Source organism: Flavobacterium sp. CBA20B-1 (genome assembly GCF_028473145.1).
Taxonomy (GTDB): domain Bacteria; phylum Bacteroidota; class Bacteroidia; order Flavobacteriales; family Flavobacteriaceae; genus Flavobacterium.
The window spans coordinates 2,838,560-2,852,397 of the sequence record NZ_CP092370.1 but is presented as its reverse complement, the minus strand read 5'-3'; the positions used below and the strand labels follow the sequence as shown (position 1 = coordinate 2,852,397).

Here is a 13,838-nt window from a genome sequence, read left to right as displayed (position 1 = left end):
AAATGTCTTAATACTTAATACTCCAATCTTAATACAATCTTATTATGGAATTCAATCAATTTAAAGCAGCAACGGTTCAAACCGCACCTGTTTTTCTTAACGTAGAAAAAACAATCGATAAAGCTATATCGTTCATAAAAGAAGCGCATGAAAACGGAGCAAAATTAATTGCTTTTCCCGAGGTTTTTATTGCCGGATATCCTTATTGGAACTGGATTATGACTCCGGTTCAAGGCAGTAAATGGTACGAAGAACTGTACAAAAATTCAGTTTCTGTGAACGATGCATCTATGCAGAAACTATACAAAGCAGCAAAAGATTTCGATATGAATATTGTGATTGGAATTAACGAACGCGGCGATAGTTTTGGTGAAATTTACAACACCAATTTAATTATAGACAATCACGGAAATGTTATCGGTAAGCATAGAAAACTAGTTCCAACATGGGCTGAAAAATTAACATGGACATCGGGCGACGGTTCTTCGCTAAAAGTATATCCTACCGAAGTTGGTCCGGTTGGAACATTGGCTTGTGGCGAAAACACCAACACTTTGGCGCGATTTACATTGCTTTCTCAAGGCGAATTAATCCACATAGCCAATTATATTTCATTGCCAGTTGCCCCACCTGATTACGATATGGCAGAAGCGATAAAAATTCGTGCTGCAGCGCATTCTTTTGAAGGAAAGTTGTTTACCATTGTTTCGTGTTCAACGATTTCACAGGAAATTAAAGATGCTTTACGTGCCGATGTTCCCAATGTTGATGAAATGTTAGACAGAAAAAGCAGTGCCTTTTCAGGATTTATCGGTCCGAACGGAGCTGTGATCGGTCAGCCTTTAATTGATGAAGAAGGAATTATTTATGCCGATATCGATCTTTCAAAATGTATCCAACCAAAGCAAATGCATGATATTCTGGGGCATTACAATCGTTTTGATATTTTTGATTTAAGAGTGAATGTTGCTCCCACAAAAAAAATTACCTTTATAAATAAAGAAGATTAATTTTGACTAAAGTCAATATTTACAAATCATTTAATTCCTCCAGATAAATCTGGAGGCAATTCAAAATTGATTACAAAATCAAAATCTTAAAATATCATTAGTATTTTTGATATGACAAATAGATAGAAATTTTAGTTTATAAAAGGTTCAGAATTTATACAGTTTTTCAATCGCTTTAAATTTTGAATTATTAAGATAGATTTCAATTCTCAAAAGTTTGAGTTGTAACAGGTTTTGAATTGCCACAAGTTTTGAATTGCCACAGGTTTTGAATTGCCACAGGTTTCAACCTGTGGAAGAAAATAATAGAACATTAAAGGCTTTAGCCAAATTAAAATGCCATTTATAAAAGTCTACATACATTTTGTTTGGAGTACAAAAAACAGAAATCCTTTTCTCAAAACACTCGAGATAAGAGAAGCCATGTGGCAACATATAAAGCAAAATGCAGCAGAGAAAGGTATTTTTATTGATTTTATAAGTGGTTACACCGATCATTGTCATTGTTTAATTTCATTAGGATCAGATCAAACCATAAGTAAAATAATGCAGCTTATTAAAGGTGAATCGGCAAATTGGTTTAATAAACAACAATATATTGAAGAAAAATTTCAGTGGCAAGAGGAATATTTTGCAGTTTCAGTGTCAGAATCTATTGTTGATAAAGTAAGAAATTATATAAAAAATCAAGAGGTTCATCATTCAAAAAAATCTTTTCAAGAAGAATATATAGAACTAATTGAAAAATTTGGATTTAAAGAATTTAACGATAAAACCAACTAAAATATAAATTGTATGGATACACCACAATCAGACGATATTTACGGTCGTGCACGAGTTGAAGACACGCCGGAATTAGAAGCATATTATAAAGAATTAGAAGGATTGGGCGCTGGTGCTTTATGGACGGTTGCCAACGATATTGAACCTTGGGAACCAAGAAGTTCATCGATTCCAATGTTATGGAAATACGAAGATTTAAGGCATTTGGTTTTAAAATCTTCCGAACTGGTTACACCCGAAAAAGCAGGTCGTCGCGTTGTTTATTTAGTGAACGATAAACGCAGAGATGTAAGTGCTGCTGTGGGCTGGCTGTACACCGGAATTCAGGTTACGCGTCCCGGAGAATTTACTTCGGCTCATCGTCACAAAGCTTCGGCATTACGTTTTATCATGGAAGGAGAAGGCGGATACACGGTTGTTGATGGTAACAAAATTATGTTAGAAGTTAACGATTTTGTCATTACTCCCAATTCCACTTGGCATGAACATGGTGTAGAAGAAGGCGGAAAAACCTGCATTTGGCAAGATGGGTTGGATATTCCTCTCGTAAATGCTTTGGAAGCCAATGATTACGCAGTTTACGATGGAACGCAGCCTTTAACTGCACCTATCAATCATTCACCAATGACTTACGGCGGAACCGGATTGATTCCGCCTGATAAAGAATGGAACAAACCGTATTCTCCCCTATTTAAATATTCTTGGAAAACGGTTTATCCGGCACTTTTAGAAGCCGAAAAAGTGAACGATGTAAATAGGTTCGATGGAATTATCATGCAGTACAGCAATCCGTTAACGGGTGGTCACGTTATGCAAACCATGGGAGCTTCCATTCAATTGTTGCCAAAAGGTTTCAACGGAAAAGCGCATAAACACACCGGTTCATTCGTGTATCAGTGTGCAAAAGGAAAAGGTTACACGATCATCAACGGCAAACGTTTCGATTGGAAAGAGCGTGATATTTTCTGTGTTCCGAGTTGGGCTTGGCACGAACATCATAATTTATCTGATACCGAAGATGCTTGTCTGTTTTCGTTTAATGATTTACCTGTTATTGAAAGTTTAGGTTTGTATCAATCAAGAGAATTAGAGGAAAATAATGGGCATCAAAAAATTCAATAACAAAATCAAAAATCAATTTCAAAAAACTTAATGAACTTTAATTTCTTAATGGTTTAAATTTATAAAAAAATGAAACTACTTACATACAAAACAAAAGACAGCGATTCTCGTTTAGGATTTATTCACAACAATATGGTTGTTGATATGGAAGATTTTGGTGGAATTTCAAATTTCCCTTTACCAAATGATATGTTGGAATTAATTGACATGGGAATTGAAGTGATTGCTGAAATTACCAATCTAATAAATGACACCCGCGATGTTGATTTTGAAAATATTTCTTACGCATTGAACGATGTGGAAATTTTGGCTCCAATTGAAAAACCTCGAAAAAACATTATCGGTATTGGATTGAATTATACCGAGCACGTTGCCGAAAGCGCGCGTACATTGGATACCACAGGTAAACTTCCAACTAAACCAATTATTTTTTCTAAACCACCAACTACGGTTACAGGTACAAATACAGAAATCATTAAAAATACCAAGTTGACTTCACAATTAGACTGGGAATGTGAATTAGGTGTAATTATTTCCAAAAAAGGAAAATATGTTTCAAAAGCTGATGCTCTGGATTATGTTTTTGGTTATACCGTAATTAACGATATATCGGCGCGTGATTGTCGCCGTGAAGGTCAATGGATTGTTTCAAAAGGTCAAGATACGTTTGCACCCATGGGCCCATTTTTGGTTACGAAAGATGAAATTGAAAATCCACACAACTTGAATTTATCGTTGAAAGTAAACGGCATTGAAAAACAAAATTCAAACACCAAATTCATGTTATTCAATATCAACGATTTGATTGAAGATTTAAGTACCGTTTTCACCTTAGAAGCGGGCGATATTATTGCCACAGGAACTCCAGCTGGTGTGGGTGCAGGTCGTGATCCGCAAGAATGGCTGCACGATGGCGATGTGGTTGAAGCTACTGTAGAAGGTATTGGTACCATTGTGAATACGGTAAAAGAAATTTCAAAATAAACAATCAACCGCGTTAGGGATTGCAGTGGAAATCCTTTTTTGTTTGTCATGCTGAGCTTGTCGAAGCATAAAAACCAAAAAGATTGAAACGAAAAGCCCGACCCGCCTCAGCGGGGAACGCCCAAAATATAGAAAATAAAAATGAAAAAATATAGAATTGGTCAGATAGTTCCATCGAGTAACGTTACCATGGAAACCGAAATTCCGGCAATATTCAAGGCGCGCGAAACCATTTTACCTGAACGTTTTACGTTTCACAGTAGCCGCATGCGCATGAAAAAAGTAACCAAAGAAGAGTTGGAAGCCATGGATGCGATGAGTTTAAAATGTGCGCTGGAATTGTCTGACGCACAGGTTGACGTGATGGGTTATGCGTGTTTGGTGGCGATTATGAGTATGGGTCGCGGGTATCATTGCGTGTCTGAAGTGAATCTACATCAGGAAACAATTGCTAATGGTTTTCCTACGCCAATTGTTACTTCTGCGGGTGCATTGATTAACGGTTTGAATGTTTTGGGAGCCAAAACGGTTTCGGTGATTACGCCGTATATGCGTCCGTTGACCGACATGGTGGTTGATTACATTGAACATCAAGGTTTTAAAGTTAAGGAAAGTATTGCTTTGGAAATTCCTGATAATTTAGAAGTTGCGGCTCAAAACCCCTTGAATTTATTAGATATTTACAAACAGTTAGATTTAACAGGAGTTGATGTTTTGGTAGCATCTGCCTGCGTACAAATGCCGTCGTTAGAAGCAATTGACCAAATTGAACAAGAAATTGGTATTCCGGTAACATCGGCTGCTGTTTGTACCACTTACGAAATGATGAAAAAATTGGGAATTGAAGCGAAATCTACTATTGGCGGAAGTTTGCTAAAAGGGAATTATTAAGATTGATCCTGCAAGGTCTTTACTGACCTTGTGGGTTTTTACTATTTTTTGATACCTATAAGGTTTTAAAAACCTTGCAGGTATTTAATGAAAGTTTATTTTCCCTGCGCAATCACTACAAAGTTTTAATTCTGCGTTATCAATGGTTTTTACACTTTCCACGGCATCGGTCATCACACACTTTTTGTTGGGACAATGTGGTAAACCAAGATTATGACCAAATTCGTGAACTGTAACTTTTTTTAATCTGTCAAAATAAACAGCTTTATTTTTGCTATTTATTCGAAAAGTAGAAACAACGCAGCTTTCTCCAGGGCAATATGCCAATCCCATAATTCCCCAATCTTTATATTTGTATTCTGGCTTTTTGATGTTTCCTGAAGCTTCTTTTTTGGTAACAGAAATGTCTTGAGATGTCAACCCCAAAACATAATCAATATTACTGCTAATTTCTTTCTGTTGAAATTTAATGATACTGTCGGCTCTGTATCTTGGAGATTTTACATTTATAAATGCTTCCGGATATAATTTTTGTTTATGAGAAATTACTGTTTTAACGCCGTAAAACTTTTGTAAAATCGATGCTACTGTATCTATTTGACTTTTTGGAAATGTTTCATACTGTTTAAGTAAAACGGTTGTGTCTGCTGTAACGGTTGTTGTTTTCTGGCAACTCATAAACAACAAGAAGCTTAAAACGAAAAGGCAAAACTTCATAATTATTAGTTAAGCAATTGTTTTGCGTGTTGCAAAGCCGCATCGGTAATAGTGTTGCCAGAAAGCATCTGTGCAATTTCATGAATACGTTCTTCGGTACTCAACAATTTTATGGTTGATGTGGTTTGCTGGTCTTCATCAAACTTGGTTACTTTAAAATGTTGGTTTCCTTTTGATGCCACTTGTGGTAAATGTGTTATGGCAAAAATTTGCATGTGTTTGCCCATATCCTTCATGATATTTCCCATTTTATCGGCAACATCTCCCGAAACTCCGGTATCAATTTCATCGAAAATAATCGTTGGTAAGTTACTTTTCACGGCTAATATCGATTTTACGGCAAGCATAATTCTAGAAAGCTCACCGCCCGATGCTGTTTTTTTCAACAAACCAAACTGCATACCTTTGTTTGCAGAAAACAACCAATTAACATCGTCTTTTCCGTTGCTTAGAAAAGCTTCACCATACCTTAATTGAACGTCAAACTGGGCATTTGGCATACCCAATGGTGCAATCAGATTACTTATTTCGCTACTTAATTGCTGCAAAACGGCTGTTCGATTTTGATGCAGCTGTTCTGCTAAATTATTTAGCTTAATTTCGGTTTCTTGTAACAGTTTTTCTAAGGTGCTTATTTGCTCATCTATTGCTTCTAAACCGACAACTTTTTGTGATAGTTCGTTTTGAATATCCAATAATTCGTCAATTGATGCAACATTGTGCTTTTTTTGCAACTGATAAATCAATTGTAATTTTTGATTGATTAATTCTAATTGTTGTGGATCGGCAATAAGTTGTTGCAATTCGGTTTGCAATTCATCAGAAATATCTTCCAACTCAATAAAACTGCTTTCTAAACGTTGATACAGATTTTCGTATTTTGTACTGATTTGTGCCAACTTCTGTATGTGCGATTTTACTTCGTACAACTGTTTGGTTATTCCGAATTCTTCGTTTGATAAAATGGCATAGCTTTGTTCTAAAAATCCGCCCACTTTTTCAACATTCGCCAATACTTCAAACTGACTTTCTAATTCTTCTTGTTCGCCGCTTTTTAAATTTGCCTGAGTTAATTCATCAAGTAAAAATGCATTGTAATCTTGTTCTTTTGCGGCTTGCGATTGTTGTTCTTTTAAAAGATGTAATTGTTGTTGTTGCTTTTTAAAATGTTGCAAATGATGTTGGTAATCTTTAAGTAGATTTCCATTATCGGCATAAACATCAATTAAATTTAACTGATATTTTTCACTGAAAAGATCTTGTGTTTGATGCTGTGTATGAATATCAATTAACACATTTCCCAATTGTTGTAAGTTTTGTAATGTGGTAGGAACATCGTTTACAAAAGCTCTTGATTTACCCGATGGAAGAATTTCCCGTCTTACAATAGTATCCTTTTCATAATCTAAATCCAATTCTGAAAACAAACTTTGCAACTGATACGAAGCGATATTAAAATGTGCTTCGATGACGCATTTTTCATCTGCATTTCTTAAAACGTTTAAATCGGCACGTTTTCCAAGCACCAAACCCAATGCATCAAGCAAAATAGATTTTCCAGCACCTGTTTCTCCCGTGATGATGGTAAGGTTATTTGCAAATTGAACCGATGCGTGTGTGATTAACGCGTAGTTTCTAATTGATAAGTGTGTTAACATTTATAGTTGGTTTACATGCGGTTCCACTTGGTTCCGTTTGTAGAATTTATGCGTGTTAAAGTTTCAATTAATTGGGTGGTATCAAAAGTTGGTCCGGCGCCAAAAACTTTTGTAATCTCGTCGGCTTTTGCATCAAAGAAAATTCGGGTTGTTAAAGCATTTGGACGTGTTTTGTGCGTATTTGCTAAAATATTTATAGCGTTTGCAATACCTTTTTTACCTTGTTCTGGATTTTCTGCCATGATATCCAAACCTTTAATATGGTATTCGTATAAGGCTTCTCGGTAAGGTGCATATAAGTTTGAAAGCAGATCGTTTATTAAAGCATAGCGATTGTTTTGTTCTCCCATTGTCCAGCCTTTGTCTTCGGTTTGTTGCAGCATTGCCACTACATTTGAAGCTTTTTGATAATTAGCTGTTCCGCCGTATAAGGAAAACGAATCAGCATCTAATCCGATGATTAAATTGGCATAATAGGTTAGCAAACCAACCAAATTGGAACTGATGGCATTTTCTGAATATACCAATGGTTCAAATTCTAAATAATTAAAAGTGATGAATTTATCGCTAAAATTAAAAAGGGTGGTTCCGTAGCTTGAATTAAAAACTGGTCGCGATGACTGAATTTGTAAAGTGCCTGTGAAAGCATTGGTATTGGGGTCGTAACTATTCACAACCAAAAGCACGTTGCAATCAATTAATTCCGATCTCTTTACGTTGTAATTGGTGAATTTATTATTGTTAAAAAAATCGCGGATAGCATTTTGTAAGGTACTAAAAACCTGCTTATTCGATTGTTGAATTCGATCAGCATTTACCACCACATTTGCATTTAACTCTTGTGCAGCAGCATTTGTACCAACAAGCAATACAAGAAAAAAAACAATTTTATTCAGCATAATTTTTAACAATTTGGTCTATAATATCTTTTGCCACCGCTTCTTTGGATTTCAATTCCTGAGGAAAGATATTAAAATCTTTGTCTATAAAGGTAACTTTATTTGTTGGTTTTCCAAAGCCTGCGCCGTGATCATTTAACGAATTTAATACAATTAAATCTAAATTTTTCTTTTTTAGTTTGCCTTTTGCATATTCTATTTCGTTTTCGGTTTCCAATGCAAAACCAACTAAAAATTGATGTTTCTTTACAGCACCTAATGAAGCTAAAATATCTGGGTTTTTTTCTAAAACAATGGTGATTTCTTCATCGCTTTTTTTAATTTTTTGCGATGCGATTGTTTTAGGACGATAATCTGCAATTGCTGCTGCACCAATCACAATATCAGCAGTTTGAAATGCTTCATGACACGCTTGATACATATCGTTTGCAGAAACAATGTGCTTCACTTGAACAGCCGGATTGTTAGTTTTTAGCGAAGTGGGTCCAGTGATTAATAACACTTCTGCTCCGCGTTTGGCAGCTTCATTGGCTATATCAAAGCCCATTTTTCCAGTGGAATGATTTCCTATAAAACGTACGGGGTCTATTGGTTCGTATGTGGGACCTGCTGTAATTAAAATTTTTTTTCCTTTTAAATCTGAAGTAGTATCTTTCAAGAAGAAGTCGGAAATTTTTTGCAACATTTCTTCGGGCTCGGCCATTCTTCCTTTTCCTACCAATCCCGAGGCTAATTCGCCAAATCCGGCTTCAATCTCTATGTTACCATATCTTTTTAATGTATGGATATTTTTCTGATTAGCTGGGTGTTGAAACATATCTAAATCCATCGCCGGAGCAAAAAACACCGGACATTTTGCAGATAAATAAGTGGCTAACAATAAATTATCGCACAAACCGTTTGCCATTTTCGCCAAAGTATTTGCTGTGGCGGGCGCTATAATCATTAAATCGGCCCATAAACCCAATTCTACATGGTTGGTCCATTCACCAAAATTTTTTTCAAATTGAGAATATACGGGGCGTTTAGATAATGTGGCTAAGGTTAATGGTGTAATAAAAGCACAAGAAGCAGGTGACATGATTACTTGAACCTCTGCACCTGCTTTTATTAATAATCGTACAAAACTTGCCGTTTTATAAGCGGCAATACCCCCTGAAATTCCCAGAATAATTTTTTTACCGCTTATGTGTTGCATTTTTTGCTTACTCTTTAAAAGTTATATCGCCTTTTAACCACTCTTCTACTGCCAATGCATGTGGTTTTGGTAGCTTTTCGTAGTATTTAGAAACTTCGATTTGCTCTTTGTTTTCAAAAACTTCATCTAAACTATCATTGTAAGTAGCAAATTCATCTAACTTATCAATCAGTTCTTTCTTAATTTCGGTATTGATTTGGTTGGCTCTTTTTGCAATAATTGTAATCGCCTCGTAAATATTACCAGTTGGTTTTTCAATTTCGGCTTTGTTATAGGTAATGGTATTTACCGCAGCATTTGTTTTCTTCAAGTCCATTTTCTTATTTTGTTGAAAATTGTTTTAATTCTTTTTTTAGACGAACAAGCATTTGGTCTGCTTCTTCTTTATATTTTGTATCAGGTGCGTATGAAATTAAATCATCGTGCAAACTGATTGCATTTTTTAAACGCTCTTCCATTTTAGAGTACACGCTGTTTAGTGCTAATTTGTAAGCCGAGTCGAATTTATAAAACAATGCATCAGTTTTGTACACAGTTCCGGGATAATCTAGCAAAAAGTTGTCTAAAGCAACTATTGCAGCATTGTAATCGCGGGTGTAATCGCCAATTTTATTGAACAAACGTGCCGATTCAAATGCCTTACGCTCAATTTTTTCGTTCAACTCGCGCATTTTAGTGTTGGCATCTTCCTTGTACGAAGATTCAGGATATGCTGCTAAAAAGGTTTCAAATTTCTTTATTCCTTCGTAGGTTGCGTGTTGATCCAATGAATAAACTTCTGACAATTGATAGGCCGACATGGCTTCTAAGTACATGGTTTCTTCACGATTTGGACTGGTGATATAAACCAAATTAAACTTTTGAAACATAGGCTTTGCAGCTTCCCATTTTCTTGCATTGTAATACGATTTACTGTATTTATAATACATTGATTGAAAATTAGGAGTCCAACTTTCTTTTGCTTCGATTTGTTCGTATAATCGAATAGCTTGTTTGTATTTTCCTTTTTCGTATAACTGGTCGGCAACTTCGTTTTTATAAGCGGTATCATCAACCTTTAAAGCTTTCTGAAGCGGTGAACAGCTTGCAAATACTAATGCTGTGAAAATGATATACGAAATTTTTCTCATAAATTGGTGTTGTTTATACAAAAGCTATATGTTTTATAGCAAACGCAAAGTTACTACTTATCTTGTTAATGAACAATATCTTTTTAAATAAAAAAAGACACCCTAAAATAAGGCATCTTTTTCCATATTTAAACTTAACGATTCGTTAAATTATTAAACCGTTTGGTCATTTTGCTGTGGAAAGTTTTTTATATCATTATCAAATAGATATAAACCACCTTTATCATCACCAATTAGATTGATTTTATCTAAAATTGTACGTGCGGTTGCTTCTTCTTCTATTTGTTCTGCCACATACCATTGCAAGAAATTATGAGTGGCATAATCGCGCTCTTGAAGAGATATGTGCACTAATTCATTGATGCTTTTTGAAACAAAAACTTCGTGTTCAAATAATTGTTTGAACAAAGTTTTAAATGATGTATGATCTAACTGTGGTTGCTCTACATTCGGAATTATTGCCTCGCCGCCACGTTGATTAATGTATTTGATTAATTTAAGCATGTGCATGCGCTCTTCATCAGATTGAGCATACATAAAGGTTGCAATTCCCTCGAAACCTTGATTTTCTGCCCAAGATGCCATTGCTAGATATATTTGCGAAGAATCGCCTTCGATTTTCACTTGCTTGTTTAAAGCTGTTTGTAAATCTTTCGATAACATAGTTTTTACTTTTTAGGTTAAAATTTTTTAAGATAATCTGCCAAACGATTTGATAAATCTTGGTTTACATTTACTAAAGGTAAACGTACATAGTTTTCACATAAATTCAGATGTTTGAACAATTCTTTTACACCGCCTGGGTTTCCTTGTTCAAAAATCATATTAATGGCGTCGGTTAACTTGTAGTGCATCTTGAAAGCTTCGTCCACGTTTCTGTTTAAACCTAAACGCACCATTTCTGAAAATTCTTTTGGAAAAGCTTCGCCAATTACAGAGATTACACCAGCGCCACCTGCTAAAACCATAGGTAAGGTAATGATATCATCACCCGAAATTACAAGAAAATCATTCGGTGTGATGCGGATTAATTCCATTGCTTGCACTATATCGCCTGCTGCTTCTTTTATTCCAATAACGTTTTTAAAATCGGTTGCCAAGCGAACCACCGTGGCTGGAAGCATATTGCTACCTGTTCTTCCGGGTACATTGTAAACAATGATAGGTAGCGGTGATTTTTCGGCAATCATTTTAAAGTGTTGGTAAATACCTTCCTGGGTTGGTTTGTTGTAATAAGGCGAAACCGATAAAATGGCATCAAATCCTTTTAAGTTATCCGCATTTAATTGGTTTACAATGTCTGCAGTATTGTTGCCACCAACGCCCAAAACCAAAGGCAATTTTCCGTTATTTGCAGCGATAATGGTTTGCTTTACCAACGCTTGTTCTTCCTTGGTTAATGTAGCGGTTTCGGCTGTCGTTCCCAACACCACTAAATACTCCACACCACCATCAATATTGTATTGTACAATTTTTTTTAGTGCTTCAACATCAACCGATAAATCTTGTTTAAAAGGCGTAATTAAAGCAACACCTGTACCTATAAATGCTTTCATTTTTATAAATTAGTAATTAAATATAAACTAAATGAAACAAGTTACAAATTATTCGTTGTAATTTTGTTTACCAACAAAGTTAACCATTTTCATTAAAATAAACATGAAATATAGAAACTTACCCAAACAATATTTTTATCTGTTTTTTGTAAGTATTGCTGCGCTTTTAGCTACAAACTGTGCATCAAAAAAATATGTAAATACAAATATTGCTACTAAATACATTGAACTGAATGATACTGTTGAGGGAAACATTACCGTTGAAAATTTTCTAAAACCGTATCGAAATCATATCCAAAATGATTTATTGAAAGTTTTGACATATAATCCTAATGATTTAGATAAAGCTGCTGGAAAGTGGCAAAACCCAATGACTAATTTTTATGCCGATGCCATTTTTGAAATTGCACAACCTGTTTTTGAAAAAAAATGGAATAAAAAAATCGACTTTTGCTTGCTGAATTATGGTGGAATTAGAGCAACTATTGCCAAAGGAAATATCACCACTCGAACTGCTTATGATATTATGCCTTTTGAAAACAGCGCAGTGGTTTTAGCTTTAAAAGGCGATGTGGTTTTTGAAATGGCACAATTCATTATTGCCAATAAAACAGCACATCCTTTAAGCGGAATTGAAATCGTTGTTGATCAAAATCAGTTGATTAAAGATATAAAAATCAACAATGAATCTATCGACAAAAACAAAAGCTATTTTGTGGTAACTAATGATTATCTGGCAAAAGGCGGCGATAAAATGGATTTTCTTTTAAAAGCTACTGAAAATCATTCATTAGATTATAAATTGCGCAACATGTTTATTGCGTATTTCACAAAGATTGACTCATTGAATCCTTCTGTAAAACCAAGAATAATTTTTGAATAATGAAACGTCGCGATTTTATCATACAAACAGCAGCTGCAACAACTTTAACCCTTACCGGTTTTGGATTGAGCAGCTTTTCATCGGCAAAATCCAAACGCATCACCATTTTGCATACCAACGATACCCACAGCCATTTGGATGTTTTCCCAGCTAGCGATGCCAAATTTGCCAATCAGGGTGGTGCAGCAAAGCGGGCAACGATTTTCAATCAAGTTAAAAATGAAAATCCACACACGTTGATTTTAGATGCCGGAGATATGTTTCAAGGTACGCCCTACTTTAATTATTATGGTGGTGAATTGGAAATAAAAATCATGAATATGTTGCAATATGATGCCGCAACTATTGGCAATCATGAGTTTGACAACGGTGTGAACAGTTTAGCCGAGCAAATTTCGAAAGCTGATTTCACGGTTTTAAACGCCAATTACGACTTCACTAACACACTAATGAACGGATTTACAAAACCTTACAAAATTTTCATGAGAGATGGAATTAAAATTGGTGTGTTTGGTTTGGGAATTAAATTGGAAGGTTTAGTGAATAAAAGCGAATATGGGGAAACAGTTTGGAACAACCCCATAGAAATTGCGCAAGATGTATCCCGAATTTTAAAAGATGATTTAAAGTGCGATTTAATCATTTGTTTGTCGCATTTAGGCTATCAATACAACAGTAAATCGCAAATGATTTCTGATTTGGATTTAGCCGCACAAACCAAAAATATCGATTTAATTATTGGCGGACACACCCACACTTTTCTCGAAAAGCCTACTGTTGCAATTAATGCCGAAGGAAAAGAAGTAATTGTAAACCAAGTTGGCTGTTATGGTGTTCGCGTGGGGCAAATCGATTTTTACTTTGATGAATTAAAAAACAAGTCAACCACCGCAAGGGTTATAAAGGTGTGATTTCATAAAACAAAAAAACGTTCGGAAAATCGAACGTTTTGTGTTTTTTTTTACTAATTCAAATAATACTCTTACACTTTTTAATTGCTTTTACAA

General features: G+C 35.2%; 15 protein-coding genes. 7 read left to right on the top strand and 8 right to left on the bottom strand.

Features of this window, described 5'->3' with window-relative positions; translation table 11 throughout:
• The first annotated feature begins 44 nt into the window (after positions 1-44).
• From MG290_RS13885 to MG290_RS13865, 5 genes are all read left to right on the top strand, one after another.
• On the top strand, positions 45-1,010 hold the full coding sequence (locus MG290_RS13885) for a carbon-nitrogen hydrolase family protein (protein WP_264561825.1): 966 nt from the start codon (positions 45-47) through the stop codon (positions 1,008-1,010).
• 336 nt (positions 1,011-1,346) lie between these two features.
• Complete coding sequence (gene tnpA / locus MG290_RS13880) at positions 1,347-1,793, top strand: IS200/IS605 family transposase (RefSeq protein ID WP_264561824.1); 447 nt, start codon at positions 1,347-1,349, stop codon at positions 1,791-1,793.
• A gap of 12 nt (positions 1,794-1,805) precedes the next feature.
• Positions 1,806-2,915, top strand: a complete 1,110-nt coding sequence (locus MG290_RS13875) for a cupin domain-containing protein (RefSeq protein ID WP_264561823.1) — start codon at positions 1,806-1,808, stop codon at positions 2,913-2,915.
• Between the two features lie 69 nt (positions 2,916-2,984).
• Positions 2,985-3,899, top strand: a complete 915-nt coding sequence (locus MG290_RS13870; RefSeq protein ID WP_264561822.1) for a fumarylacetoacetate hydrolase family protein — start codon at positions 2,985-2,987, stop codon at positions 3,897-3,899.
• A 141-nt stretch (positions 3,900-4,040) separates the two neighbouring features.
• Positions 4,041-4,790 carry a maleate cis-trans isomerase family protein gene (locus MG290_RS13865; protein WP_272585735.1) on the top strand — a complete coding sequence of 250 codons (750 nt, stop codon included), beginning with the start codon at positions 4,041-4,043 and terminating at the stop codon, positions 4,788-4,790.
• 84 nt (positions 4,791-4,874) lie between these two features.
• Here MG290_RS13865 and MG290_RS13860 read toward each other — a convergent pair whose 3' ends face one another.
• The 8 genes from MG290_RS13860 to dapA all read right to left on the bottom strand — a co-directional run bounded on the left by MG290_RS13860 (position 4,875) and on the right by dapA (position 11,948).
• Positions 4,875-5,468 (bottom strand): matrixin family metalloprotease, encoded by a 594-nt coding sequence (locus MG290_RS13860; RefSeq protein ID WP_264561821.1) that lies wholly within the window; start codon positions 5,466-5,468, stop codon positions 4,875-4,877.
• A gap of 44 nt (positions 5,469-5,512) precedes the next feature.
• Positions 5,513-7,165: a DNA repair protein RecN gene (gene recN, locus MG290_RS13855; RefSeq protein ID WP_264561820.1), complete on the bottom strand. Its 1,653-nt coding sequence runs from the start codon at positions 7,163-7,165 to the stop codon at positions 5,513-5,515.
• 11 nt (positions 7,166-7,176) lie between these two features.
• Positions 7,177-8,064 (bottom strand): type IX secretion system protein PorD, encoded by an 888-nt coding sequence (gene porD / locus MG290_RS13850; RefSeq protein ID WP_264561819.1) that lies wholly within the window; start codon positions 8,062-8,064, stop codon positions 7,177-7,179.
• Complete coding sequence (gene coaBC / locus MG290_RS13845; protein ID WP_264561818.1) at positions 8,054-9,262, bottom strand: bifunctional phosphopantothenoylcysteine decarboxylase/phosphopantothenate--cysteine ligase CoaBC; 1,209 nt, start codon at positions 9,260-9,262, stop codon at positions 8,054-8,056. Before coaBC ends, porD begins: the two co-directional genes overlap by 11 nt.
• A gap of 7 nt (positions 9,263-9,269) precedes the next feature.
• Positions 9,270-9,578 carry a DNA-directed RNA polymerase subunit omega gene (locus MG290_RS13840; protein ID WP_257499314.1) on the bottom strand — a complete coding sequence of 103 codons (309 nt, stop codon included), beginning with the start codon at positions 9,576-9,578 and terminating at the stop codon, positions 9,270-9,272.
• 4 nt (positions 9,579-9,582) lie between these two features.
• A complete protein-coding gene (locus MG290_RS13835) occupies positions 9,583-10,392 on the bottom strand; it encodes an outer membrane protein assembly factor BamD (RefSeq protein ID WP_264561817.1) in 810 nt (269 codons plus the stop codon).
• 153 nt (positions 10,393-10,545) lie between these two features.
• Positions 10,546-11,055 carry a ferritin gene (locus MG290_RS13830; protein ID WP_264561816.1) on the bottom strand — a complete coding sequence of 170 codons (510 nt, stop codon included), beginning with the start codon at positions 11,053-11,055 and terminating at the stop codon, positions 10,546-10,548.
• Positions 11,056-11,072: 17 nt separating this feature from the next.
• Complete coding sequence (dapA, locus tag MG290_RS13825; RefSeq protein ID WP_264561815.1) at positions 11,073-11,948, bottom strand: 4-hydroxy-tetrahydrodipicolinate synthase; 876 nt, start codon at positions 11,946-11,948, stop codon at positions 11,073-11,075.
• A gap of 103 nt (positions 11,949-12,051) precedes the next feature.
• Between dapA and MG290_RS13820 the strand changes: the two genes are divergently transcribed.
• Both MG290_RS13820 and MG290_RS13815 read left to right on the top strand, forming a co-directional pair.
• On the top strand, positions 12,052-12,831 hold the full coding sequence (locus MG290_RS13820; RefSeq protein WP_264561814.1) for a 5'-nucleotidase C-terminal domain-containing protein: 780 nt from the start codon (positions 12,052-12,054) through the stop codon (positions 12,829-12,831).
• Complete coding sequence (locus MG290_RS13815) at positions 12,831-13,742, top strand: bifunctional metallophosphatase/5'-nucleotidase (protein ID WP_264561813.1); 912 nt, start codon at positions 12,831-12,833, stop codon at positions 13,740-13,742. Before MG290_RS13820 ends, MG290_RS13815 begins: the two co-directional genes overlap by 1 nt.
• Positions 13,743-13,838 lie beyond the last annotated feature (96 nt).

Bases quoted from the DNA above. Each gene is read 5' to 3' on its own strand.
- MG290_RS13885 (WP_264561825.1), top strand. From the start codon at position 45: ATGGAATTCAATCAATTTAAAGCAGCAACGGTTCAAACCGCACCTGTT.
- tnpA (WP_264561824.1), top strand. From the start codon at position 1,347: ATGCCATTTATAAAAGTCTACATACATTTTGTTTGGAGTACAAAAAAC.
- MG290_RS13875 (WP_264561823.1), top strand. From the start codon at position 1,806: ATGGATACACCACAATCAGACGATATTTACGGTCGTGCACGAGTTGAA.
- MG290_RS13870 (WP_264561822.1), top strand. From the start codon at position 2,985: ATGAAACTACTTACATACAAAACAAAAGACAGCGATTCTCGTTTAGGA.
- MG290_RS13865 (WP_272585735.1), top strand. From the start codon at position 4,041: ATGAAAAAATATAGAATTGGTCAGATAGTTCCATCGAGTAACGTTACC.
- MG290_RS13860 (WP_264561821.1), bottom strand. From the start codon at position 5,468: ATGAGTTGCCAGAAAACAACAACCGTTACAGCAGACACAACCGTTTTA.
- recN (WP_264561820.1), bottom strand. From the start codon at position 7,165: ATGTTAACACACTTATCAATTAGAAACTACGCGTTAATCACACACGCA.
- porD (WP_264561819.1), bottom strand. From the start codon at position 8,064: ATGCTGAATAAAATTGTTTTTTTTCTTGTATTGCTTGTTGGTACAAAT.
- coaBC (WP_264561818.1), bottom strand. From the start codon at position 9,262: ATGCAACACATAAGCGGTAAAAAAATTATTCTGGGAATTTCAGGGGGT.
- MG290_RS13840 (WP_257499314.1), bottom strand. From the start codon at position 9,578: ATGGACTTGAAGAAAACAAATGCTGCGGTAAATACCATTACCTATAAC.
- MG290_RS13835 (WP_264561817.1), bottom strand. From the start codon at position 10,392: ATGAGAAAAATTTCGTATATCATTTTCACAGCATTAGTATTTGCAAGC.
- MG290_RS13830 (WP_264561816.1), bottom strand. From the start codon at position 11,055: ATGTTATCGAAAGATTTACAAACAGCTTTAAACAAGCAAGTGAAAATC.
- dapA (WP_264561815.1), bottom strand. From the start codon at position 11,948: ATGAAAGCATTTATAGGTACAGGTGTTGCTTTAATTACGCCTTTTAAA.
- MG290_RS13820 (WP_264561814.1), top strand. From the start codon at position 12,052: ATGAAATATAGAAACTTACCCAAACAATATTTTTATCTGTTTTTTGTA.
- MG290_RS13815 (WP_264561813.1), top strand. From the start codon at position 12,831: ATGAAACGTCGCGATTTTATCATACAAACAGCAGCTGCAACAACTTTA.